At 62.4% G+C, this 23,818-nt stretch carries 24 protein-coding genes and 1 riboswitch; of the genes, 7 read left to right on the top strand and 17 right to left on the bottom strand.

Annotated features, from left to right (window positions below):
* Window positions 1-156 precede the first annotated feature (156 nt).
* From BPNPMPFG_RS09335 to BPNPMPFG_RS09370, 8 genes are all read right to left on the bottom strand, one after another.
* Window positions 157-1,224 carry an ABC transporter ATP-binding protein gene (locus tag BPNPMPFG_RS09335; RefSeq protein ID WP_258594910.1) on the bottom strand — a complete coding sequence of 356 codons (1,068 nt, stop codon included), beginning with the start codon at window positions 1,222-1,224 and terminating at the stop codon, window positions 157-159.
* Window positions 1,224-2,012 carry an ABC transporter permease gene (locus BPNPMPFG_RS09340; protein WP_258594912.1) on the bottom strand — a complete coding sequence of 263 codons (789 nt, stop codon included), beginning with the start codon at window positions 2,010-2,012 and terminating at the stop codon, window positions 1,224-1,226. The genes BPNPMPFG_RS09335 and BPNPMPFG_RS09340 overlap by 1 nt, the downstream gene beginning before the upstream one ends.
* Window positions 2,012-2,875 (bottom strand): ABC transporter permease, encoded by an 864-nt coding sequence (locus BPNPMPFG_RS09345; protein ID WP_258594914.1) that lies wholly within the window; start codon window positions 2,873-2,875, stop codon window positions 2,012-2,014. The genes BPNPMPFG_RS09340 and BPNPMPFG_RS09345 overlap by 1 nt, the downstream gene beginning before the upstream one ends.
* A gap of 65 nt (window positions 2,876-2,940) precedes the next feature.
* Complete coding sequence (locus tag BPNPMPFG_RS09350) at window positions 2,941-4,002, bottom strand: ABC transporter substrate-binding protein (protein WP_258594916.1); 1,062 nt, start codon at window positions 4,000-4,002, stop codon at window positions 2,941-2,943.
* A 56-nt stretch (window positions 4,003-4,058) separates the two neighbouring features.
* Entirely contained in the window at window positions 4,059-5,033 is a 975-nt protein-coding gene (locus BPNPMPFG_RS09355) for a PfkB family carbohydrate kinase (RefSeq protein WP_258594918.1), read from the bottom strand.
* Entirely contained in the window at window positions 5,030-6,070 is a 1,041-nt protein-coding gene (locus BPNPMPFG_RS09360; protein WP_258594919.1) for an ADP-ribosylglycohydrolase family protein, read from the bottom strand. Before BPNPMPFG_RS09360 ends, BPNPMPFG_RS09355 begins: the two co-directional genes overlap by 4 nt.
* A gap of 3 nt (window positions 6,071-6,073) precedes the next feature.
* Window positions 6,074-6,799 carry a GntR family transcriptional regulator gene (locus tag BPNPMPFG_RS09365; protein ID WP_258594920.1) on the bottom strand — a complete coding sequence of 242 codons (726 nt, stop codon included), beginning with the start codon at window positions 6,797-6,799 and terminating at the stop codon, window positions 6,074-6,076.
* Between the two features lie 136 nt (window positions 6,800-6,935).
* A complete protein-coding gene (locus tag BPNPMPFG_RS09370; RefSeq protein ID WP_258594921.1) occupies window positions 6,936-7,229 on the bottom strand; it encodes a DUF982 domain-containing protein in 294 nt (97 codons plus the stop codon).
* Between the two features lie 75 nt (window positions 7,230-7,304).
* On the opposite strand from BPNPMPFG_RS09370, the gene BPNPMPFG_RS09375 reads away from it, so the two are divergent.
* From BPNPMPFG_RS09375 to BPNPMPFG_RS09385, 3 genes are all read left to right on the top strand, one after another.
* Window positions 7,305-7,562, top strand: a complete 258-nt coding sequence (locus BPNPMPFG_RS09375; protein ID WP_258594923.1) for a hypothetical protein — start codon at window positions 7,305-7,307, stop codon at window positions 7,560-7,562.
* Between the two features lie 181 nt (window positions 7,563-7,743).
* Entirely contained in the window at window positions 7,744-8,034 is a 291-nt protein-coding gene (locus tag BPNPMPFG_RS09380) for a hypothetical protein (protein ID WP_258594925.1), read from the top strand.
* 191 nt (window positions 8,035-8,225) lie between these two features.
* Window positions 8,226-9,296 carry a sensor histidine kinase gene (locus BPNPMPFG_RS09385; protein WP_258594927.1) on the top strand — a complete coding sequence of 357 codons (1,071 nt, stop codon included), beginning with the start codon at window positions 8,226-8,228 and terminating at the stop codon, window positions 9,294-9,296.
* A 6-nt stretch (window positions 9,297-9,302) separates the two neighbouring features.
* On the opposite strand, the gene BPNPMPFG_RS09390 is transcribed toward BPNPMPFG_RS09385, so the two are convergent.
* The 3 genes from BPNPMPFG_RS09390 to BPNPMPFG_RS09400 all read right to left on the bottom strand — a co-directional run bounded on the left by BPNPMPFG_RS09390 (window position 9,303) and on the right by BPNPMPFG_RS09400 (window position 11,546).
* Window positions 9,303-9,788 (bottom strand): pyridoxamine 5'-phosphate oxidase family protein, encoded by a 486-nt coding sequence (locus tag BPNPMPFG_RS09390; RefSeq protein ID WP_258594928.1) that lies wholly within the window; start codon window positions 9,786-9,788, stop codon window positions 9,303-9,305.
* Between the two features lie 444 nt (window positions 9,789-10,232).
* Window positions 10,233-10,397 carry a DUF3309 family protein gene (locus tag BPNPMPFG_RS09395; RefSeq protein ID WP_258594929.1) on the bottom strand — a complete coding sequence of 55 codons (165 nt, stop codon included), beginning with the start codon at window positions 10,395-10,397 and terminating at the stop codon, window positions 10,233-10,235.
* Window positions 10,398-10,850: 453 nt separating this feature from the next.
* Window positions 10,851-11,546 carry a methyltransferase family protein gene (locus BPNPMPFG_RS09400; protein WP_258594931.1) on the bottom strand — a complete coding sequence of 232 codons (696 nt, stop codon included), beginning with the start codon at window positions 11,544-11,546 and terminating at the stop codon, window positions 10,851-10,853.
* Window positions 11,547-11,784: 238 nt separating this feature from the next.
* Between BPNPMPFG_RS09400 and BPNPMPFG_RS09405 the strand changes: the two genes are divergently transcribed.
* Genes BPNPMPFG_RS09405 through BPNPMPFG_RS09420 form a run of 4 tightly spaced genes read left to right on the top strand, consistent with a single transcriptional unit; the run spans window position 11,785 to window position 17,628 of the window.
* Entirely contained in the window at window positions 11,785-12,351 is a 567-nt protein-coding gene (locus tag BPNPMPFG_RS09405; protein ID WP_258594933.1) for a tetratricopeptide repeat protein, read from the top strand.
* Window positions 12,352-12,360: 9 nt separating this feature from the next.
* Complete coding sequence (locus tag BPNPMPFG_RS09410) at window positions 12,361-14,820, top strand: tetratricopeptide repeat protein (protein WP_258594934.1); 2,460 nt, start codon at window positions 12,361-12,363, stop codon at window positions 14,818-14,820.
* The gene (locus BPNPMPFG_RS09415; RefSeq protein ID WP_258596687.1) at window positions 14,790-16,823 is read left to right on the top strand and encodes a tetratricopeptide repeat protein; all 2,034 of its coding nucleotides are present in this window, start codon (window positions 14,790-14,792) and stop codon (window positions 16,821-16,823) included. Before BPNPMPFG_RS09410 ends, BPNPMPFG_RS09415 begins: the two co-directional genes overlap by 31 nt.
* Window positions 16,824-16,848: 25 nt before the next feature.
* Entirely contained in the window at window positions 16,849-17,628 is a 780-nt protein-coding gene (locus BPNPMPFG_RS09420; RefSeq protein ID WP_258594935.1) for a hypothetical protein, read from the top strand.
* Between the two features lie 115 nt (window positions 17,629-17,743).
* Here BPNPMPFG_RS09420 and BPNPMPFG_RS09425 read toward each other — a convergent pair whose 3' ends face one another.
* From BPNPMPFG_RS09425 to BPNPMPFG_RS09450, 6 genes are all read right to left on the bottom strand, one after another.
* Window positions 17,744-18,772: an ABC transporter substrate-binding protein gene (locus BPNPMPFG_RS09425; RefSeq protein ID WP_258594937.1), complete on the bottom strand. Its 1,029-nt coding sequence runs from the start codon at window positions 18,770-18,772 to the stop codon at window positions 17,744-17,746.
* A complete protein-coding gene (locus BPNPMPFG_RS09430) occupies window positions 18,769-19,533 on the bottom strand; it encodes an ABC transporter ATP-binding protein (protein WP_258594939.1) in 765 nt (254 codons plus the stop codon). Before BPNPMPFG_RS09430 ends, BPNPMPFG_RS09425 begins: the two co-directional genes overlap by 4 nt.
* Window positions 19,530-20,351: an ABC transporter permease gene (locus BPNPMPFG_RS09435; RefSeq protein ID WP_413776865.1), complete on the bottom strand. Its 822-nt coding sequence runs from the start codon at window positions 20,349-20,351 to the stop codon at window positions 19,530-19,532. The genes BPNPMPFG_RS09430 and BPNPMPFG_RS09435 overlap by 4 nt, the downstream gene beginning before the upstream one ends.
* A 35-nt stretch (window positions 20,352-20,386) precedes the next feature.
* Window positions 20,387-20,995, bottom strand: coding sequence for a Ykof family thiamine-binding protein (locus BPNPMPFG_RS09440; protein WP_258594944.1), 609 nt, complete (start codon window positions 20,993-20,995; stop codon window positions 20,387-20,389).
* Window positions 20,986-21,099: riboswitch (TPP riboswitch) on the bottom strand. Its footprint overlaps the gene before it by 10 nt.
* Window positions 21,100-21,409: 310 nt before the next feature.
* Window positions 21,410-21,928 carry a peptide-methionine (S)-S-oxide reductase MsrA gene (gene msrA / locus BPNPMPFG_RS09445; RefSeq protein ID WP_258594945.1) on the bottom strand — a complete coding sequence of 173 codons (519 nt, stop codon included), beginning with the start codon at window positions 21,926-21,928 and terminating at the stop codon, window positions 21,410-21,412.
* Between the two features lie 131 nt (window positions 21,929-22,059).
* A complete protein-coding gene (locus BPNPMPFG_RS09450; protein WP_258594947.1) occupies window positions 22,060-23,610 on the bottom strand; it encodes a glycosyltransferase family 39 protein in 1,551 nt (516 codons plus the stop codon).
* Between the last annotated feature and the right edge of the window lie 208 nt (window positions 23,611-23,818).

Genomic DNA, 23,818 nt, shown 5'->3' on the forward strand with positions numbered 1-23,818 from the left:
GAGATTGGCTGTCATCACTGCTTTCGCAAATTTCCGGTGTTGAAGAAAGAGCAGCGACGCTGAAACCGCTGATCTCCCCACCTGAGGGGGAGAATGTCCGGCAGGACAGAGGGGGCGCGAAGGACCGCCAACCTCCCCATCCGGCGATGGCCCCGCCTAGCTCGCCGCGATCAGCACCGTACTTTCCGGCGACCAGCGCAACACCACCTCCTGCCCCTCGGCCAGCCGCTCGATGCCGGTGTTCTGCACGATGACCTTCAGCGTCTGGCCGGCACGTTCGACGAAGTACGTGCTGTTGTTACCGGCGAAGATGCGTTTCGACACTTGCCCCCGCAGCATGTTCGCATTCACAGCATCCGAGGCCGCGGCATCGGTGGCGATGCGGATGCGTTCGGGGCGTACGGCGCAGCTGGCCTTGGCACCGGCGGCAAGCTTGGCACCCGCGCCCGCGGCAATCGCCGTGCCGTCCGGCAGGCGGATGCCGTTGCCCGTCGTGTCGCCGCGAAAGATGTTGGCATCACCGAGGAAAGTGGCGGCGAATTCACTCTTCGGCCGGTCGTAGATCTCCTCCGGCGGTCCCTCCTGCACCAGCCTGCCGTCGCGCAATATGCCGATGCGGTCGCTCATCGTCAGCGCCTCTTCCTGGTCGTGGGTGACGAAGATGGTGGTGATGCCGATCTCACGCTGGATTCGCTTGAGCTCGATCTGCATGTCGACGCGCAGCGCCTTATCGAGCGCACCGAGCGGCTCGTCAAGCAATAGCACGCGCGGCTTGGTGACGATGGCACGCGCCAGCGCCACACGCTGGCGCTGGCCGCCGGAGAGCTGATGCGGGCGACGGCCACCGAGCTTGCCGAGTTGTACAAGGTCAAGGGCGCGCTGCACTTCGGCGGCAATCACCGGCTTGGCCTCGCCGCGCACCGACAGGCCGAAGGCGACATTGTCGGCGACGCTCATATTGGGAAACAGCGCGTAGTTCTGGAACACCATGCCGATGCGCCGCTTTTCCACCGGCACCCGCTCGACGCTCTCGCCGCCGATGGCGATGCGGCCTCTGTCGGGAAAGTCGAAGCCGGCGATCTGGCGCAGCAGCGTGGTCTTGCCGCTGCCCGACGGCCCGAGCAACGCATAAAAGCCGCCATCGGCGAAATCGATGGAGACATCGTCCAGCGCCTTGTGCGCGCCAAAGCTGCGCGAGACGTTCGATACCTGCACGCCGGCCATTATTTCTCTCCGCCGAATTTGAAGAAGCGCGCCGTGAGCAGCATCAGCGCCATCGACACGACAATGATGATCGTCGAGACCGCATTGATCTCGGGCGTGAACCCTTTGCGGATCGCGGCGTAGATTTCGACCGGCAGCGTCGTCTGCCCCGGCGTCGCCAGGAAATAGGACACCACGAACTGGTCGAATGACACCGCGAAGGCGAATAGGCCGCCGGCAATGACGCCAGGCATGATCCACGGCAGCGTGACGCGCCTTGTCACCTGCCACTGGTTGGCGCCGAGCGAGCGCGCCGCTTCTTCCAACTCCGGCGCGAAGGTCTGCAGCCGCGCTGAGACGACGACGATGACATAGGGCAGCGCCAGCGCGACATGGCCGAGCACGATCGCATGCAGGCCGCGGCCGATGCCGACGCCGAAGAAGAAGATCAGCATCGCCGTGCCGGTGATCAGCCACGGAATGGCAATCGGCGGAAACAAAAGCGCCTGCAGAAATTTCTTGCCGCGAAATTCATAGCGATAAAGCGCCAGCGACGCCGCCGAGCCGAGCACTACACAGATGATGGTTGTGATGACGGCGATCTCGACACTGTTCCAAGTGGCGGCAATGAGCTGGTCGTTCTGCCACAGCGAGGCGTACCACTCGATCGTCCATTCGAACGGCAGTTGGTAGAAGGGTGAGACGTTGAACGACATCAGCGCCATGATGATGATGGGCAGATAGAGGAAGGCGAGCAGCAGCCAGATATAGAGACGGCCGAGCCATTCGAGGATGCGCGTCGTCGCCATCAGGCGGCCCTCCGCAGCACCGGCGAGGCAATCGCCAGAATGACCAGCACCACGGCCAGCAGGATGAAGGAGAGAGCCGCACCGAGCGGCCAGTTGAACACGGCGACGAACTGGTCCTCGATGACCGTGCCGTAGAAGGTTCCGGTGCGGCCGCCGAGGATGCGCGGCTCCATGAAGGAGCCGACGACCGGTACGAAGATGAGCGCCGCGCCCGCCACCAGTCCCGGCAACGACAGCGGGATGATCACCCGCTTCAGCACCTGCAGCCGCGAGGCACCAAGAGATCGCCCGGCCTCGATCAGCGAATCGTCGATGGCCTGAAGCGTAAGATAACAGGTCAGCACCATGTAGGGCACGTAGGAGTGCACCAGCCCGATGATCACGGCCGGATAGGAATACATCAGGTCGATGTTGATCTTCAACGGCAGGATGGCATTCAGCGCCGTGTCGAGGATGCCGCCCTCGCGCAGCACCATCGCCCAGGAAAAGATGCGCACCAGCCCGTTCGACCAGAACGGCAGGATGACCAGCAGGAAGATCGCCTCGCGGCTGCGTCCCTTCAGCACCTTGGCGAGCACGTAAGCCGCGGGATAACCGATGACGATGCACCACAGCGTCACCTCGAGGCCGAGCCGGAGCGACGCCAGCAGCAGCGTCAGATAGAGGCTTTGCGAGAAGAAGGCGGCGTAGTTGCCGAGCGTGAACGCCCACGGCTTGCCCGACAGCGGCAACTCGGTCATGAACGAGAAGAAGACCATGGCCGACAGCGGCAGGAAGATCGCAACCGTCAGCCAGAGATAGGCAGGCGCCAGCAGTGGCAACGCAGATCTCAGCCCGCTTCGCGATGCAGTCGCAGCTGCCATGATGCTCTCCTCCCCAGGATTGGAAGACCAGCCGGCGCGAGCGCCGGCTGGTCCGGACGTGAACTCTACTTCACGTCGACCTTGAGCTGTTGCCACAGCGCCAGATAGGCTTCGCGCTGGGCATCGGTGATCGGCGCCTGGAACTGGATGCGCTTGGCGACTTCGGGGTCGCCCATCACCTTGCGGTTGAAGGCATCCTCCGGAAGCGCCTCCACCGCCTTGGTGTTGGCCGACACCGGAGCACCAACCTTGGTGACCCATTCGACGTAGAATTTCGGGTCGATCATGTAGTTGATGAAGGCCTCGGCCCCCGCCACATTCTTGGCGCCGACCGGAATGGAAAAGGCATCGAGCCAGGCAACGGCGCCTTCCTTCGGCACGACCAGCGAGACCGGCAGCTTGAAGTGGGTCTTGGCGCGATCGGCCGAGCCGCTCCAATAGGTGCCGATGTCGATCTGGTTGGAGGCGACCATCTGGTTCCAGTCGTTCTCCGAACTCCAGAAGGTCTTGATCTGCGGCATCAGCGAGGTGAGCTTTGCCTTGACCGCGTCCATGTCCTTGATGTCGTTGATGTTCTGGCCAGTCGCGATGGCGCCGAACTGGACCGCCTCGACGGCGTCGTCACGTATGACAACGCGGCCCTTGTGGGCGGGATTCCACATCTCGGCGATGCTCGTCGGCGGCTTGTCGAAGGATTTCTCGTTGATGGCGAGCGCCGTCAGGCCCCACACCCACGGCACGCCATAAACCTTGCCGTCATGGTCGAGCATCGGCGAACCCGACTTGTCCGGGCTGATATTGGCATAGTTCGACAGTTTGGAGACGTCGATCGGCTGGATCAGCTTTCCGCCCATCGCCTGGTCGTTGAAGGCCGCATTGATCATGACGACGTCGTAGAGGCCGGGATTGGTCCGGATCTTGGTCAGCATTTCCTGTTCGGAATTGAAGAAGTCGTTGACGACCTTGTTGCCGGTCGCCTTCTCGAAAGCCGCGACGGCCCACGGCTCGTCGGTGCCGTAGCCCTTCCAGTTGAGCACATGCACCTCGTCGGCCTTGGCCGCGAACGCGAGTGCGGAGGTGAAGACGGCGGTCGCCGTCAGCAGAGCAGTCAAGTCAGGCATGCGCATGGTTGGTTCCTCTCTGTGGGTTTGCCCGCTTCCCGGGCTTTCAGGCTTTCTGGCAGTTATGCATTGGCCTTATGTGTCCGGCCCTGCGCGCCGGACCCGTCGGCGGCATGGCTCAGGAATGTCTGGATTTCCTGGTCGGTCGGCGCCGACGAGCCGCCATGGCGGGTGACGGAAATGGCCGCCGCCGCATTGGCGTAGCGCGCTGCCTCGAAGGGCGCGATGCCCCGCGCCAGCGCGCAGACAAAGGCGCCGATATGCGTGTCGCCGGCGCCGTTGGTGTCGACGGCGGCGACCTTGAACCCCGGAATGATCTGGGCCGTGCCATCGGCCAACCGCACGAGGCAGCCCTTGGCGCCAGCGCGGATGATGACACCCGCGGCCTTCGGGCAGTGGTCAGCCAGCAGCCGCACCGCGACAGCCCCGACATCGCCAGGGCCCGCGATGTCAGCCGCCTCTGTCGTGTTGCAGCTCAGCCATGTGGTGCGGGCGAGCACCCGCGACAGGATGGGGCGGGGAATGTCTGAAATGATCGGCGTCGGATCGAAGGCGAACGGTGTTTCGGCCGGCAGCGCCTCGATCCATTCGGTGAGCGCATCGCGGCACTTGACATAGCTCAGCGTATAGCCGGAGGCGAATACCCAGTCGCCCGGCGCGACCGCCACGGGCGCCATCATGTCGAGGCTGAGCACACTTTCGGCACCCGGCCACGAGACGAAGGTGCGTTCAGCATCGGCGCTGATCATGGCGACGCAATTGCCGCTGTCCATCAAGGGCGAAGGCAGCGTCAGCGTCTCGATGCCCTCGTTGGCGAAAGCGGCGCGCAAAAAATCGCCATTGGGTCCACTGCCGAGCTGGCCGCCGAACACCACTTTCATCCCGGTGCGTGTGGCCGCGACCATCATGTTGAAGCCGCCGCCGGCGACCTGGGCAAAGCTCGACGCCGTCTTCTCCATGCCGGGCGCTGGCAAGGAGTCGATGCGGTAGACATAATCGACCACAGCACTACCGATATGGATGAGCCGCCCGTTCATGCCGCGGCATCCTTGCCTGATCCGGCCTTTGCCAGCCGCGCCGCAACAAGGTCGGCGGCGAGTTCGCGGACTTGCTCGATGTCGATGCCGACAAGCCGGGCTATGTGCTGTTGCGGCAATCGGGAAAAGCCCACGCAGGCTCCGGCCATGCCGGCGGCGATAGCGCCGATCGTGTCGGTGTCACCGCCGAGATTGGCGCTGATGACCGCCGCTTGCCACGGATCGCCACTGGCAACCTCCAGCACGGCGAAGGCCGCCGGGACAGATTCCTGGCTGGCGACGCCGGTGCCGACCAGGTCGGTGATCAGCCGGATCGCAGCCTTCATCGCCTTGCCGCGCACGATATCTTGCGCCCAGACGATGCGCGCGGCGATGTCGCCGCCGGTCACCCAATGACCAAGTGTCGCCCCTCGCCTCGCCGCCGCGATGGCGCTGTCGGATGCGGCGCGCCAGTCGCCGCCGGCGACGCCGCGGCTGATGGCAGCGGCAACGGCAGCGGCCGAAGCAATGGCGATCGAGGTGTTGTGCGTGGCGCGGCAAGTCTCCGCCACCTTGGCGACCAGCGCGTCGAGCGGCTCGAGCGGCATCATGATGCCGACCGGCGCGATGCGCATGGCCGCCCCATTGGTGTCGCCGCTGCGCCCGGCCTCCTCCGCCGGCGTGCCATTGTTGATGGCATCTATGGCGCGCTTGGTCGACGGCCCCAGCAGATCGTAACTGCCGCGCGCCTTGACCTCGCGCTCCCAGTCCAGCAGCGCGTTGACCCAGCGCGCATGGTCGAACCGATCGCCTGACTCAACCAGGATGCGGCCAAGCAGCAGCGCCTGTTCTGTATCGTCGGTGATGGTACCGGCCAGGAGCCCCTTCGACACCGGGTGGTCGGCGACGGGAGCGACGAAATCAACGACATGGCCATAGAACTCAGCGATGCGTGCCGGCGACAAGAGCTGCGTCGGCATACCGAGCGCATCGCCGATCGCCCCGCCGACAAGTGCGCCCATGGCTCGATCAATGGCTTTGCTGGTTGCATCCGGCATCGCTCAAAACCTCATATGCAGCGCGAAATGCGCGGGGTTGAGCAGGCTGGTGACATATTCGATCGGCCGGTCGTCGGCGGCACGCGTCAGCCGGCGGCCGCGCAGGAATGGCGTGCCTTGTGGGCAGCCGAGGATGGCGGCATCCTCGGCGTTGAGCATTTCGATGCCTACCCATTCCTCGCCATGGTCGGGAATAAGGCCGGCGCCGCGCAGCGTCTGGTGCAGCGATCCCTCGCGTAGACCGCGCAACGGCACATCTTCCAGTTCCGGCGACAGCGGCAGGCGGCTGCGCTCGATCGAGATCGCATGGCCATCGCTGGCGTTGGTGCGCACCCGGTCGACAGCGATGAAGAAAGAGCTTTCAATGCCAAGCCAGGCGGCAAGATCCGCGTCCTCGATCACTTCAAGCCGCAGCGTCCGCGTCTCGGCATTGGCGCCCGCATCGGCCAGCGCCCGCGACCAGCCGATCGCATCGTCGACCGGCTTGCCGTCGAAGGTGACGAACGAGCCGATGCCGACCTTGGTGGTGATCAGCCCACGGCTGGACAGTTCCTCAAGGCCCTTGCGGATCGTGTTGCGGCTGACGGAAAAGCGCTGGACCAGCTCGTTCTCGCTTTGCAGGCGATCGCCGAAACCAAGCACGCCCGAACGGATCTCATGCTCCAGAACGGTGGCGATCTGCTCGGGCTTGCCCGTGCCAGGAGACAGTTGAACCGCGCGCCGTTTCATATGCGTACCTGTCTAGTGAACCTGTATAGTCCTGTTCAATATACGGGTGCAAAATACAATGTCAACGGGATACCGAGGCAAGCCGAACGGGGGCAGTCAAATCTCCGAAAATAACGATGAATCAGGAGGATGGAGCCTAATCCTGATTCAAATTTGGCCGGACAGGCAACGGTCCTTCACGGGGTTCAACGAGGATGTCCGCCTCGATGGCGGCGTTGATGAAAGTCGCTCGTGCCACCGAGGCCTCTTTCTTTCCCTCAAGCACGGCCAGACAGGCCTTGCGGGCGACCATGTGCCTTTGCCCTGTCACAACCGGCCAACGGTTCATCAGAATGTCGGCGGCTTGAGCCACCCGCTCCACATTGAAGACCGAGTTTCGCGACCGGCCCAGCACAACCCTGACCGGCTCATCGAAACGCTGATCTTGCACTCACGTCACCTCCCGAAATCGAACGTGCCGACCTAATTCCCGCTAGTGTGATAGGTTCCCTGGAGAAGGTGCAAGATGTCCGATTCCAGTGGCCAGAAAAGTCCCAAACTGATCGTCGTGGTCGCGTTCGACCGCGGCGAGGACGGCGAACTGTTTCCGGCCTTCGGCCCCGCCGACCAGCAGAGCGAGGACCGCGCCATACGCACAGCGAGGGCACTGGCGGCAAAGCATGTTGGCGTCATCGCCTGGAGCCGGGAAGCCGATCCCATGTTGGGCGACTACGGCCCGCCGACGACGCTGTTCGTCAGCGGCGACGTGCCGGACATGGAGTAAGTCGACCGGCGCCAAGATCTAGGCCGCGCCACGCCTCCGGTTGACTTGGCGGCGTTCCACACAGAGCCGGTAAAATAAAACGTCGTTTTAATATATATCCATCTCACGGAACTGTTTTCCCTCGATCCCGTTTGTCTGCAGGTCGTTTATTTCAATGACCTCCACAGAGAGGAATATCCAGATGAACTTCAAGATGCTCACTATGGGCGCGATGGCGCTTGCGATGATGACTGGCTCGGCCTTTGCCGCAGCTACCCACACCTCGGCGCTCGACGACCCGGCGAAGATGTCGCCGTTCTTCACCGATGCCGGCATGAAGACCATGAGGACCGAAAAGGAATTCAAGGCTGCCTGGCTGGCGATGAAGGAAGAAGACCGCACCTCGATGATGAAGGATTGCGGCGACAACGTCATCGGCAAATCGCATGACAATTTCTGCAAGATGACCAAGCAGCTCGGCGGCGCGAACTGACGCACCACGATTCGGGCGCATACCCAAAGCGAACAGCTGGATGAAGGCGGGCCAAGTGCCCGCCTTTTTCAGCGGTGATGTGAAACATCAAATCACCGTGCCCCGGGGGATTCAATTCGCGACAACGGTCGGGCAAATGTGTAACGTCCACACTTGGAGTGGCAGAACGCCGCTCATTTGGCTTTGTGCCCATGTTTCAACCCATTGCGAATATCGAGGACGCGCAGACGCTGGCGCAGGCGATCGTCAATACGATCACCGAGCCGTTCCTCGTCCTCGACGAGCAGTTTCGCGTGCTGGCAGCCAGCCGCTCCTTTTACAAGACATTTGAAGTCGACCCCGAACAGACCCAGGGCTCGATGCTCTATGCGCTCGGCGACGGACAGTGGGATATTCCCGCGCTTCGCCTGTTGCTGGAAACAATCATTCCCGAGAAGACCGCCATGGACGGCTTCGAGGTCGAGCATGATTTCCCGCGGATCGGCCGCCGCACCATGCTGCTCAACGCCCGCAAGGTGCTTTACGACCACAGTTCGGCCATCACCATCCTTCTCGCCTTCAACGACATAACGGCTCGCCGTGTCATCGAGCGGGAAAAGGAAGAGCTGCTGCGCCGCACAGAGGATCTGCTTCTGCAGAAGGACGTCCTGCTGCGCGAGATGGAACATCGGGTCGCCAACAGCCTGCAGATCATCGCCAGCATCCTGTTGTTGAAGGCACGCTCGGTCACATCGGAAGAGACGCGCCAGCATCTGAAGGACGCCCACCAGCGCGTTCTGTCCGTGGCCGAAGTGCAGCGCCATCTTCATACCTCGGCCGGGATCGACGAGATCGATGTCGGCTCCTACCTTCCAAAACTGTGTAGCAGCCTTGCCTCGTCGATGGTCGGCGAAGCTCAGCCGATCACGGTCACCGTGACGGCCGAAGGCGGGAGGATGGATTCGCAAAGGGCAGTCAGCCTGGGACTGATCGTTACCGAACTCGTTCTCAATGCCATCAAATATGCTTTCCCCAAGGAGAAGGCCAGCGCTCGCATCCAAGTGAGCTACGAGACCGCGGGCAGTGACTGGAAACTGACGGTTTCTGACAATGGCGTCGGTAAGATCGCCAACGACATGCCGGCCACCGGCCTTGGAACAGCCATCGTGGAGGCGCTGGTGAAACAGCTCGAGGCCAGGGTGGACGTCATCAGCGACACCGACGGCACCACCGTGTCAATCACCCGGGCAACATTTACCTCACGAGTGCCGCGAGCGGCGTAAAAACCGCTACCACGATGCCTGCCTTCCGGATATCGCCTCGATCCTGATCTGATAGAAGAGATGGCTGCCCGAAACCGTTGGCGCAGCGCCAGGCTTCAGGGCTCCCGGTTCCCACCAGTTCGCGTGCGCGGCAAGAAGCGACCAGGCAAATTTGCGGTCACCGTCCATCGGAGCAGTCATCCTTTCGACGCCGGCAGCGCTATCGTCCAAGTGCGGCCCTTTGGGTAATTCCTCGAAGAGGCCTTCCACGACGACGCTCTTCCAGCCATGTGAACCACCGACATCATCGACTTGAAGGCAGACCTGGGGGTTGGCCTGCATCCACTCGACCTTCCTGCCGGGAAGCGAGAAACTGAAAATAGAGTTGTCGCCGAAGGCAAAATGGATCGGCACCACATAGGGTCGGAGGTCGCGCACGCAGGCCAGACGGCCAAGGCGTTGCGTCTTCAACAGGGCGACGCAGTCCTGCCGTGTCATCACCTTGACGTTCATCGCGATCCTTCTTTCTGTTCAGGCAGCGCGATCGATGCGGCAAATGACCTTGATGGCCGCTTCCGCCACCCCAATCCGTGCATCGATCCCCTGGATAGTCTCGATATGACCGCGAGCCGCCACCATCCGCCACAGGGCATGAGATCGCCGCGAATTTCGCAGAGTGTTGTCCGGAGCGTCAGGGGCATTGGCAGCCTCCCGCAACTCAACGGTATCGACACAGACCGGTTCCCTAGACCGGCAAGCAAAAGCCCGCTACGGCGAAGCCGGAGCGGGCCTTGGAGGAGGAGGAAGGGTGGGACCCTCTCCCTCTTGTTTCCACGGGGGGTGTGGACCGCGATCATCTTACAAAAGTTTCGAGACAAGCCGCATCACAATCCGGTGCACGCTGACACCGACGCGGTCACGAAATTGCGACCGCCCGGCGACGACCGAGCAGTGCGGCTAAATGCGCCCGAGCACGACAAGCACGATGATGATGAGCAGCACGAGCCCGAGACCGCCGCCACCATAGTAGCCGGTGCCATAGAACGGACCACCGCCGAAGCCGCTGAAGCCTCCAAGCAGCGCAATGACAAGAATAATGATCAGTATGGTTCCTAGGCTCATGGTTTCCCGCTCCTGTTTACGCGCTTCTGCGCCGGCTCAACATCGCGCCATTCGCGTGTTGCTGGGGATGTGAACGCTTTCAACGCATTAGCGTTCCGCCCGGCGCAGCGATGCCGGACGCACGTGAACTGCCAGGGCACTCGCACAGAAAGCCGCCCCAGGATGGCGGCTTCCGACCCGGCTGGAAGAGAGTGCAGGCAAAGCCTCACGGCGGGTTCGGTATTGCCAATCCCGGTGCGGCGGAACTGCCGAGCACGCAGCGCTTCTTCATTCTGGCCACCCGGTATCCGACATGTCGGCTACGGCACCCGGCGGGTTCGGATGTCCCGGGGTACCTCGAGCCCAGCATGAAAAAAGCCCGCCGCTTGCGAAGAGGCGGGCTCGATCGAGATGCGAAGATCATTAAAGGTTAAGGGCGTGAGCATCCATGTAGACGCGCACCGCGTCGACCCGTCAGACGATCCCGTAGAACAGCCTGTAATGGACGCGCTGCATATAGTCCCGGTATTCCGGCGTGGCGGCAAGCAGCGCCTCTTCGCGCAGGATGCGATGCACCTGGAAGAACGTAATGACGGCGTAGACGGCGAGATTGTAGAAGGAAAAGGCCGACAGCAGGAACAGGACATGGCCGATCAGATAACCGGCATAGATCGGGTGTCGCACAAGGCGATAGGCACCACCGGTCATCACACCGCGATTGCCTGGCAGAATGGCGAACGAACGCCCCAGCGATATCTTTCCCCAGATCACGAAACCCAATGCCAAGGCTTGCAGCGGCGCGGCGACATAGATCGGGATAATGGCCACGCCTGGTTCGAGGGCGATGAAGCCGACACCGAAGCTGGCGATCACGGAGACAATCACCGTGAGCGGGTTCCAGTCGCGAACCTGCGGCCGCCGCGACAGAAGCAGCCAGGTAAAGGTAAGGATCTCGGAAGTCGCCACCAGCGCCACATTGAGACGGGTCGGATCGAGCATAAGCTGATATATGCCGCGGTAGACAAACAGCGCCGCGAAAGCGAGCGCACAGGCGCGAAAGAAGCCCTCACGCAAGTCGACCAGGATTTCGCGCTTTCGGGCCGCGGACAAAATCCCGTCGTCGTTGACGTGCGGAAAGGTTTCATTTTTTGATATGAGCAAGGCAAGCATCCCAATGATCCCTCAAGGCGACCTTTGCACGCAACCATTGCCGTGCGGTTAATCAACAAGATCAGATCGGCACTAAACTGCTTCTATGTCCACAGGGATCAGCGTGGCGCAGCCTTCGCCGTTCGCTGGCAGATCATTCCATCGCATTGCAATTTATGCTTGCATTTTAGAACAAATAAGGAACAATAGATGGATTGCCGCCAAGGCGGACCAGGGTTTTCGGGGGAGGACCAGCGATATGGCGAGCTGCAAAAGTGCGGGGATGGCGCTCGCCGCGATTGGATTGCGTACACTGATACTGATGAAGGCTTCGCCCAGTTGGCGGCTGTCGGCTGCACTTGCCGTCTGCCTTGCTCTGAACGCACCGACGCTCGCGGCAGAGAAGGACTATGCCGGCTGTGTCGGCAAGGACGTCGAGCCGGACAAGCGCATCGCGGCCTGTACGCCGATCGCGGAGGACAAGGGGGAATTCTACCACAACCGAATGATCGCCTATTTCAAGCGCGGCATCGCGTGGGATGACAAGCGCGACTATGACCGCGCAATCGCCGACTACGACCAGGCAGTCAGCCTCGACCCGAACGAGCCGGAGGCTTACTACAACAGAGGCACTACGTGGTTCAACAAGGGCGATAGCGACCGCGCCATCATCGACTTCGATCAGGCAATCAACCTCAATCCGCAATATACCAAAAGCTATCTCAATCGCGGAACGGCATGGTTCAAGAAGGGTGATGACAAGCACGCCATTGCCGATTTCGACAAGACGATCAGTCTCGACCCGAGTCTCGCTGACGCCTTTTAAAAGCGTGGCATGGCAATGTTCCGCGCAGGCAAGAGCGACCGCGCCATGCTTGATTTCAACCAGGCGATCGCACTCGATCCGAAATTCGCCAAGGCTTACACGGCTCGCGGCTATGCTTGGGCGCAAAAAGCCGACGATGAGCGCGCCATGGCCGACTACAACACGGCACTCAGCCTCGATCCGAAAAACAGCGAGGCCTATCTCGATCGGGGCCTTGTCTGGATGAACCGGGGCGACAATGCGCGGGCCATCGCCGACTTCCAGCAGGCCATCATTGCCGATCCGAAAAACGGCAATGCGCACAACAACCTGGGTTTGATCTGGTCTCGAAAAGGCGACCTGGAGAGGAGCACGGCAGAATATGACGAGGCGATCCGCCTCGATCCGAAGGACGCCATGGCTCACCTCAACCGCGGTATCAACCTGGCGGCCAAACGCGACATCGATAGCGCCATTGCCGATTTCGACCGGGCGATCGAAATCGACCCACGTTTCGCCAACGCCTATTTTGCCCGCGGTACGGTGTGGGCCGACAAGAGGGACCATGGCCGGGCAATCACCGACTATGACAAGGCGATCAGCCTCGATCCGAAAAGCGGCGCTTACTTCAATCGAGCCTTGGCCAAGACGATCGAGGGAGACCTCGTCGGCGCGGCCGCCGATTGCCGAAAGGCCATCGAGCTCGATCCAAAAAAAGCCGGCGCGTGCAGCACGCAAGCGGCGGTCGCCGAGGCCCCGGCTGCGCCTCAGGCGGCCAAGCCGGCGGAGCCCATCGCCATTCCGAAGCAGGATGATTCCAGCGTCGTGGCCTGGAGCATCCAGCGCGGGCTGGACCTGCAGATGCGAGGTGATGTCAGCGGCGCCATCGGCGAATTCAGCCGGGCAATCGAGCGGGATAGCTACAACGCCGAAGCTTATTATGACCGGGCACTCGCCGAGGCATCCCTGGGAAACTATGCCATTGCCGCCGCAGACTGTCGGCGCGCAATCGAACTCGACCCAAAGCGCGCCGGCACCTGCCTTGAACACGCGCCCGGCGAAGAAGCGCGGTCGGATACGAAAGCGACAAGGGACCCCGCAACCGCAAGGATCCTGCTCGAGCGCGCCGGGGCGCGGCTTGCAAAATATGGCGTCGACGGCGCGCTTGTCGATTTCGACAAGTCCATCAGCCTCGACCCGGACAATGCCGACGCCTATCTCGGCCGCAGCCGCGCCAGGATGCTCAAGGGAGACAGTGCCGGGTCGGCGGCCGATTGCCGGCATGCCATAACGCTCGATCCGACGCGGGCGGCAAGCTGCAGCGACCGGGTTTCGAGCGACGAGAGCAAACCGGCACCGTTGCCAGACACACAACAGCCGAAGCCGCGAGCCGTCGTTCCGAATGTAACGGCCACGCAAGACACGCTGGCCGCGACGGCCATGGAGGCGACCGAACCGCGAGCTCTGGAAGCGATCCTTGGCGGCGACGCCTTCCTGGACATGGGCAAGTACGATCAGGCGATCGGCGCCTACAACCAGGCGATCTCGCTCGATCCGAGAAACCGGTTCGCCTATTTCGGCCGCGGCAGGGCTTGGGCTGCCAAACGCGCCTACGAGCAGGCGATCGCCGACTATGACAAGGTCATCGAACTCGCCCCCAATTTTGCCGCGGCTCATTTTCGCCGGGGCCTCGCCAAGGTCACGTCAGGTGATGCGGAGGGCGCGCTTGCTGATTGCGGCCGAGCCGCCGTGCTCGATCCGATGGCACCAGGTGCATATTTCTGCAAAGGCATGGCCTGGCATGCGAAGGGTGATGCCGCGCGCGCGGTCGCCGGCTATTCAGTGGCGATCGAGATCGATCCGAAGGATGCCGCCAGCTACTACGGGCGCGGCATGGCGCGGGCCGACGGGAAAGACTACGATGGCGCCATTGCCGACTTCAATCAGGCGACCAAGCTCGACCCGGACAACGCAGACTATCTCGTCAGCCGCAAGGCGGCGGTGGCGGCGAAAGCCGAGCTGCAGCCCGCGCCTTCCGTTGAACCCGTCGAACCAACCGATCCGCGAGTGCCCGCCGCTGTCAGGAACGGCGACAGTCTGGCCAAACAGCGCAAGTACAAACAGGCGGTCGCACAGTACGACCGTGCCATCAAGATCGACCCCCATAATCTGGAAGCCTATGTCGGCCGCGCCGATGTGTGGTTCAGGCAGAAAGACTACGACCGCGCGATTGGCGACTACGACAAGGCAATTCAGGTCGCTCCGACCGAGGCGAATCTTTTTGTCCGCCGCGGGCTGACGTGGCTGGAGAAGCGCCGCTTCGACTTGCCGTTGCCGATTGCGAGCAGGCGATGCAGCTCGATCCGAAGTCCATCGACCCCTATTTTTGCCGCGGACTCGTCTGGCAGAGGAAAGGCGATCGCGACCGGGCCATCGACGACTATAGCCGCGCGATCAAGATCGAGCCCGGCGACTATGCAATGTATCTGATCAGGGGCAAGGTTTGGGCGGACAGGAAGGATTACGACCGCGCCATTGCCGATTTCGACAAGGCGCTGAGCCTCAAGCCGGACAATGCCCGAGCCCGAACGGAGCGCGAGGCAGCGGTGGCGGCGAAGGGAAAGGGCGACACGGCCACCGCCGCGGTCGGCACCGAACCTGCGGCCCCGCAGCACGCCGACAACAATACCCAGTCCGACGGCAAGCTTTCCACCGCCAAGATGGCGGAGCTCATTCAGGCGACCGACCCGCGCGTTCTGGCCGCGGTGCAGAAGGGTGACAGCCTGTCGGATGCGAGCCAGTACGACCAGGCAATTGGTGCGTATGGCAGGGCGATCGCGCTCGACCCCGACAGCCCCCTCGCCTACTTTGGCCGCGGCAATGCCTGGTCCGCCAAGCAAGCCTATGATCGGGCGATTGCCGACTATGACCAGGTGATCCGGCTCGTACCGGATCTGGTCTCGGCTCTTGTTCGCCGGGGCATGGCCAAGGCCACGTTGGGTGATGCCGAAGGTGCTCTCGCCGACTGCGGCAGGGCCGCCGTGATCGATCCGAACGTGCTGGATGCATATTTCTGCATGGGCATGGCCTGGCACGTGAAGGGCGATACCGGGAGAGCGATCACAGCCTATTCGGCGGCGATCGAAATCGATCCGAAGGATGCCCCCAGCTATTACGGGCGCGGCATAGAACGGGCCGACAGCAAAGACTACGGCGGCGCCATTGCCGACTTCGACCAGGCGATAAGGCTCAATCCGGACAATCCGGACTACGCGGCTGTCCGCAAGGCGGCGGTGGCTGCGTTAAAGAAAGGCGGTGCCACACCTGGTGCCGTCGGCTCGGATCCGAAGAACCTCAAGGCCTTCATGGATCGCGGCGATGCGTTCTACAGGAGCCGCAAATACGATCGCGCCATTGCCGAGTACAGCCGCGCGATCGCGCTCGATCCAAGGAAGGCCGCCGCCTATGTCGGGCGGGGAATTTCGCGCGCCGAGAAGGGTGACTATGATGGAGCCATCGACGACTACGGCAAGGTGATCGAGCTCTATCCGGCCTATTTCGACGCTTACCTCGGCCGCGCCATTGCCTGGAGCAAGAAGGACCAATTGGATCGCGCCATCGCCGACTACAATCGCGCGGCCGAAATCGAGCCCGGCTATGCGCCTGTCTATTTCGGGCGCGGCAGCGCCTGGTTCGCCAAGGGCGACTACGATCGAGCCCTTGCCGACTACGACCAGGCGCTCAAGCTCGATCCAAAGCTGGCCATCGCCCGCAAAGGCCGCAAGCTGGCAGTGGCGGCGAAAGCGAACGCCTCAAAAACATCAGACGAAACCGCTGGCCAGGCTAGCGAGGAGGCGATCAAGCCAAGTGGCGCTTCGCCAGCCGCGCAGGCGTTCAGCAGGGGCTGGACGCTGCACGAGAGGGACGACTATGACGGGGCCATAGCGCTTTACGACAATGCGATTGCGCTCTTTCCGGCATTCCACGACGCCTATCTGGCCCGAGCGATGGCCTGGGGATCCAAGGGCGAATACGCTCATGCCGTCGCCGATTACAGCCAGGCAATCACGCTCAATCCGAATTTTGCCGATACCTACTACGACCGTGGTCAGAACCGGAGTGTCCAAAGAGATTACGACGGGGCGCTTGCTGACTACGGAAAAGCCATCGGTCTCAATACCAAGGACGCAAGGGTCTATGCCGATCGGGGCCTCATATTGATGGGCAGGCATGAGGACGTTGCAGCGTTACGTGATTTCGAAAAGGCGCTCAGCCTCGATCGCAGGAACGCCTTTGCCTATCTGGGCCGAGGCGTGATTCGGATCAGCAAGGCGGATTATGACGGAGCCATCGCCGATTTGAGCCAGACGATAAAGCTCAAACCGGATTTCGCCGCCGCCTACAAAGTGCGGAGCAGGGCGTGGGACGCCAAGGGCAACCACAAGCGCGCCGAGGCCGACCGCAAGAAAGCGATGAGTCTCGGGGCGAAATAGAGACAAGGTTCGGGAGGGCCGGCGGATGTCGCGTTGGAAAGGTTTGGGCGTAGCGGCGGTCGCCGCTTTGTCCTTATTTGCTGTAAAGGTATTGCCTTGGGCGCTCGGCTTTGCGGGTGGTAAATATATCTACCAGACGGTAGCAGGCTCGCCCGATCCACAGACGCTGACTACAGCTCAGGTGAGCGAACAGATTCAGAGTCAGGGAAGCCAGATATTCATGGCAATCAAGCAGGAGTTTCCGGGCGACTATGTCGCCGTCGTGGAAAAGATCACAGCCGTGGTCAGACTTGGAAACGTCGAGCAAGTGCGAAACACGAGCAGGTTGGCTGTCTCCGATCTCAGGCAAAGATACGCATCCCTGCTGTCTTCGGCCCCGGACAGCAAAGCCGCCGAGGCGCTGCGTGCACAATTGGCCATGCTCAACCATGTCATGGCGCGGGAAACCGCAGCAACCTGCAACAGCTATCTTCGCGAAGGGCCGGGCGCGCTCAGCACGCTAGACCAGGATTTCTTGACCGACATGGACAAGATCGGCGCCACCCTGTTCCACGCCTTCGGCGCAGCGAAGAATGGCGGTCTGCCGGCCGCTGCCGCCAGCGATGAAGACTGGTCGCTGCTGGCCGACGCTTTCATGAACGTTGGCGGCACTCCGGCCGAGATGGATGCGATTGCGAATATCAACCGGGAATTCGAGGGCCTTTGTCCGGCCGTGGTGAAACTCTACGCGGCCGCTTTGTCGCTGCAAGGCGAACCGGGGCGGCACGTAAAAGCCGCCCTTCTCTATGAGATCGCCCGAAACTAGGCCTAATCTGGAAACGGCCCCGGTTTTCCCGTCGGGGTCGTATTCGATCAAAGAGCCGACAAGCGGGCTTCAACGAAGTCGCCCGGGTTTTCGCACCGGCGAGCGAGGGCCGATTTCATTCCTGCCCCAGATAGTCATTGCTGAAATAGCTCTTGAAATCCGGCTGTCGGGCAATCGGCTTGCCATCGCCGTCCCGCAAGATGCCAGCGGCGACCAGATAGGTTCCGATCGCCTCCATCTTGGCGACGTCCATCACACCGACAGCGCCGTTTTGGCCGCGCAGGAAGTGCCCATCGATCAATGCCTTCAACGAGGCCTCGATCAGCGCCGGACTGGTCAAGGCATCCTTGTTTGCGGCAATCAAGAGGGCTGCCGCCTCATCGGGATGATCGACGGCGAACTGGTAGCCGCGCCGCGTCGCCTGGACGAAGGCCGCCGCAGGTTTAGGGTTTGCCTGGAGATAGGCTTCGCTCGAAGAGATCAGCGTCGTGTGCTCATCAGGCACGCCATAGTCGGCATAGACGAAACTTCGCTGCTTGACGCCTTTCAACGCTGCTTCAACGCCCTCCCAGGTCGAGACCTCCAGCGTGAAGTCGACGGAGCCGTTGGCCAGCGCCTCATAGGCTGACGTGCCGAGCGTCACCGTCTCGAAATTGCCCTTGCCGCCATCGTGGCGGATGATGGTGCCGATCAGCGCATTTTCCCAGGCGCTGCCGAAGCCGCCATAGGTCAGGCCGTCGAGTTCCCTCGGGCTTTTGATCTCGCTACGCGCCGCGTTGAACACCAGCCGGCCGGTTTCAGATTGCACCACGGCATAGACGCCCTTCAAGTCTGCGCCGGCGGTTTTCTGGGTGAACAGGCTGATCGTCCCGTTGATGCCGAAATCGGCGACGCGGTTGGCGACGAGTGTGCCGGCACCGGTATCGCTGTAGGGCAGGATGTCGACGTCGAGCCCGACCTCGCGATAAAACCCTTTGTCGCGGGCGACGAACAGGCCGATATGGTTGGAGTTGACTGTCCAGTCGAGTGCGACGGAGACCTTTTGCGCCGCCGGTTGCGCTTGGGCCCGGCCCGCTCCGGCAACCAGCGGAAGGCCGGAGGCAAGAGTCAGCAGCATGGCCTGCCGGCGCGTCAAGTCAATCATGGTCGTGTCCTTTGGGTGGGGTGCGGGTTGAGCAGGATGTCGAGTATCTCGGCCTCGATCGCGCTTGCCTGCAGCGCGGCGCCGTCGCCAAGGCTGCGCGGCCGTGGCAGCGGCACCTTGATTTCGCGGACGATGTGGGCAGGGCGCGCCGACAGCACATAGATGCGGTCGGACAGGAAAACGGCTTCGCGCACATCGTGGGTGATCAGGAGCGCCGTCCAACGGTGGTGCCGCCACATCTGCTCGAGCCAGCGCTGCATGGCGGTGCGGGTCAGAGCGTCGAGCGCGCCGAACGGCTCGTCGAGCAGCAGCATGTCGCGCTCCTGCACCACGGTGCGCAAAAGCGCCGCGCGCTGGCGCATACCGCCCGAAAGCTGCGAGGGAAAATGCCGCTCGAAGCCGGTAAGCCCGAATTCGGCGAACAACGGCGCGACGCGCGCCCGCGCGGCCTCGCGCCTGATGCCTTGCACTTCGAGCCCGAGCGTCGTGTTGTCGAGGATCCGCCGCCAAGGCATCAGCGCATCGCGCTGCGGCATGAAGGCGAAGTGCTTGCCGTGGTCGTCGAGCGGCGCGCCGTCGAACAACATCTCGCCCTCGCCATGCTGCGCGCCGGTCAGCAGTTGGAACAGCGTCGATTTGCCGGCGCCCGATGGGCCGAGGATGGAGACGAATTCACCAGCGCCGACGCTGAGCGAAATGTCGGCGAGCACGTCGAGTCCGCCGAACGCTTTGCGCACATGCCGCAGTTCGAGCCGGCTCATCGCTGCGGCCCCTTCCCGGTGGCTTGCCTGCCGGCCCGCTCCCAGGGCATGGCAAGACGCTGCAGCAGCACCGTCAGCCCAAACAGGATTAGCGTCAGTGCGGCGCTGACGCCGACGGCGGCCAGCACCAGATCGGGGCGGAAATTGTTCTTGGCGTTGAGCATGTAGATGCCCAGCCCGTTCGCCGCACCCGCATATTCGGCGAAAATGGCGCCGACCACGGCATAGGTGATTGATATCCTCAGGCCAGCGAAGAAATAGGGCAGCGCCGAAGGCAGCCGCGCCAACACGAAAACGCGCCAGCGTCCCGCCCCCATGGCGCGCAGCATCTGGCCGATCTCGGCCTCCGTCGACTCGTAGCCCTCGACCAAGGCCACCAGCATCGGAAAGAAGGTGACCAGCGCCACCAGCATGATCTTGGGCGCCAATCCGAAGCCGAACCACAGCACCACCAGCGGCGCAATCGCCACCAGCGGCAAGGTCTGGCTGACGATGAAGACGGGAAACAGCGCGCGCCGCAGCGGCTGGAAGAAGTCGACCAGCATCGACAGCGCAAAGGCCGCGCTGAGCGAACAGGCAAAGCCGAAAAGCGTGGCGCGGATGGTGGGAATGGCGTTGTCGACCAGCGCCTCGCGATTGAGCATCGCCTGCGCGAAGACGCGCGACGGCGCCGGCAGCGTTGTCGGCTTGATGCCGGAACAGGTGGCGTAAAGCTCCCACGCCACGAGGAGCAAACCGACCGAGGTGACGGCGGGCACTGCTTTGGCGATGAAACCCGAGAGCGGGCGCGAAGCGATTGGTGATGAGACCACGGGAATAACCTTGGCGGCGGGCGCGCGGAAGCGCTGCGGGCTCAGACAGCCGACGGGCTGTTGGCCGAGACCGTGACGTCGAGGGTTACGTGGCCGGCACCCGGCCCGAAGCGGCAGAAGGCCTCGTTCAGCGCACAAAAGATTGCGCCGACATCGCCGCGCAGTTTCGTGCAGAAATGTTTGGAGCGTTCATAGACGCCCGACTGCTTGAGAAAATCGATGCAGCCATAGATCTCGTCCATGTGGTCGTCGGTGCCCATCACATAGAGCGAGAACTGCGCCGCCGCCGGCTGGCTTGTCGAAGCCGCGCCGCGCACCGCCGCGATTGCCGCGTCCTTGCGCGGGGCGAGTGGCCCCACAGGTCCACCAAGCGCATCGGAGCGGCAGATCGGGTCATCCGGCTCACCCGGGCATCCGCGCGAGATGGTGGCCGACAGCACGCAGTGTTTGCCACTGCGTGCCGCCGCCACGAACAGGTCGCGCATGGCTGGGAACAGCACCTCTGGCGGCCCGATCAGTAGGGTCGAGATGTCGTCGGTCTCGATCCTGAGCCTGTCGCGGTAGGGACCGAGCGCGCCCAGCGCGCCAAGGATGACGCCAACGAAATCGTCGGTCATGGGATATAGGGAAATCTGTGCGCCTGAAAACATCGCCCGCCTCGCTCCGCTGGTATTACCCAGATCAGCTTCTAGGGTCTGTGAGCTTGCCGCCCCCGTCTCAGCCCCGACCGTACGGAGCACCCCTGTGGATGGGCGGGTTAAAGCACCATTCGAGCAATTGGGAAAGCCATTTTTTCAACGCGCTTCGCCAAAAGCATTGCGCCAGGGTTGGCCCCCGCAGCCAGCATGAATTCGAACGCGGATGAAAACCGCCCGTCCAGTAAGCATCGCCAGTCATAAAGAAAGCCACGGAGCGAATGCCCCGCGGCTTTCTTTATGAGGCCGGTGAAACCGGACCGTCAGGTGGCGCCAGTCCGGCCGTGCAAAGAAAAGTTTGGAATGCAATGACGCCGCTCGGCAACCTCGTCGAGCGGCGATACGTGCTGGAACCGAAAGCTGTGGACCCTACGAAACCGCCTTCTCGCGAACCGGCAGCTTCCAGCCGGGCCTGACGAAGTGGCAGGTGTAGCCGTTGGGGTATTTCTCGAGATAGTCCTGGTGCTCAGGCTCGGCTTCCCAGAAGTCGCCGACCGGTGCGAGTTCGGTGACGACCTTGCCCGGCCACAGACCGGAGGCGTCGACATCGGCGATGGTGTCTTCGGCAATGCGCTTCTGTTGGTCACTGGTGTAGTAGATCGCCGAGCGGTAGTTCATCCCGACATCGTTACCCTGGCGGTTGCGGGTCGTCGGGTCGTGGATCTGGAAAAAGCGCTCCAGCAGCGTGCGATAGCTGATCACGGCCGGATCGAAATTGATCTCGATGGCTTCGGCATGGCTGCCATGGTTGCGGTACGTGGCGTTGGGCACGTCGCCGCCACTGTAGCCGACGCGGGTGGAGATGACGCCGGGATAGCGCCGGATCAAATCCTGCATGCCCCAAAAGCAGCCGCCGGCAAGGACTGCGCGTTCGGTCGAAGTCGCCATATCACGTCTCCTCAAATGCAATTCCAGGAAAAGTGTAGCGGTTTTCCATCCGGGAATTGCGCAAAAGCAAGTTGGATCTCTCATAAATGGGCATTGTCTCTTGCTTCGTCCAGCGTATCGGCCGGCCTGCTTCAGTTGCCCGGCTGGGCGAGGCTGTCGATCACACTCGGCAACTGCCGCGCGCCTGGCGGAATGGCGGCAAAGCTGATCGCTATCGGCGGCGCCCTAAGCGACCAGTCGAAAAGAACGGTCTTGACCGGGATGCCGTCCAACCACGCCGCCGGCAGATAAGGTGGCACGTCGCGCCCAGGCCAGACCAGCAGCATGCCATGGTCGCGCAGCCGCTGGCTGGTGATCCAGGGGGCGAACCGCATGTTTAGATCGGTGAAGATCGACGGCTTGTCATAAGCACTGAGGCCCGCCAGCAACGCCATACGGGTGTCGCCGCCGACGATGTCGAGCCGACCGGGCGCGGCCGCGTGCCAGACGGCCTCTGCCTCATCGGAGATCTTCTGCGCCGGCCAGCAGACGGCGTCCATGCGCCCACGCAAATTGCAGGTCGTCCAGCGTATGCCCGCATAGGCGCCGGATATGCCGATAATGCAGATGAACGCGCAGATCGCCAGCTTTCGCATCTCGATGGCGCCAAGCCGATGGCCGAGCAACGCGATCGCCACCACGCCAACAAGATTATACATCGGCGCGCCCCACGACTCGCCAGTGCCGGTGAACAGAGATGCCACCATGACGAGAACCGCCGGGCCAAGCCCCATCCACACGACATAGGCAAGCTTACGGCGCTCGATGGGCTCTTCGGGTGCGGGCGAGCGCCGCAACAGCCCCGATATCGCCAGCACCAGAAGAAAGCCGCAGAGGCCAGCCATCTGGACGCCGATATAATAGAGGCGGGCGCGATTGGCCAGCACCCACTGATCACGCCCGGCGGCGTAGGTCAGCGGCAGGAAATCGATGCGGTAGAGTTCGACGGCCAGCGGCGCGGCGACGGCAAGAAAAACCGCTAGCCCGAGCCATGGCCAAGGCGTCGCGAGCCGACTGCGTGCCCGTGCATCGGACAACAGCCAGATGGCGCCGAACAGCAACAGTAGGCCGGTCGAGAACTTCGCATAGAGCCCGACGCCCGACACCAGCCCCAGCAAAAGCCACCATTTGGCCCCGCTGTCGCGGCTCGCACGCCACAGCAGCCAGCAGATGGCGGCCCAGAAAGGCATCTGCGCGTAGTCATGATTGAACTGCGGCGTCGGCCAGCCGAAGAAATAGAGCGACGGCATCAAAAGCACGGCGGCCAGCGCGCGGGTTCTCCCGAGCATGTCGCGAGCCAGCAGGTAGACGAAGATGAAGGTTGCTGAAACGACAAGCTGGGCGAGCAGATATTGCGGCCAGCGGAACGATCCGGTCAGAAGATGGCTGATCTCGAGCAGCCATCCGGGAAGCTGCGGATGCTTGTAGGTCAACAGCACCCATTCGCGGCCCCACATGAAGCCCTCTGCGACATCGTTGGGCGGTGAGACGTCGACAAGCGCCGGCGCCACGGTCCAGCAGAGGATCTGCGTCAGGCACAAAAGTGCCAGAACAACTTCCGGATAACGGATCAGGCGCGGCCAGGTCGACGACTGGCGCCAGTCGCCTGGAACAGACCTGTCGACCGGCAGCCAGTTGGTCATCGGTTCATCGATTCGCGTCATGCGGCGGATAAGTCACAACGGACGGTTTTCCGAACAGTCCCGAATTCAAAACTTACGAAAATGTATACTTGAGAGACCATTGCAAAACCAAGATTGAGGTGGACTTTCGCGGCCCGACGCTGCCCTCCTCTCATATGCAAAGCAGAACGGCAATGGAAGTCCTTACCCCGCAGCACCTCGAACATTC

This window comes from Mesorhizobium sp. AR07, assembly GCF_024746815.1.
In the GTDB taxonomy this organism is placed as follows: Bacteria; Pseudomonadota; Alphaproteobacteria; order Rhizobiales; family Rhizobiaceae; genus Mesorhizobium.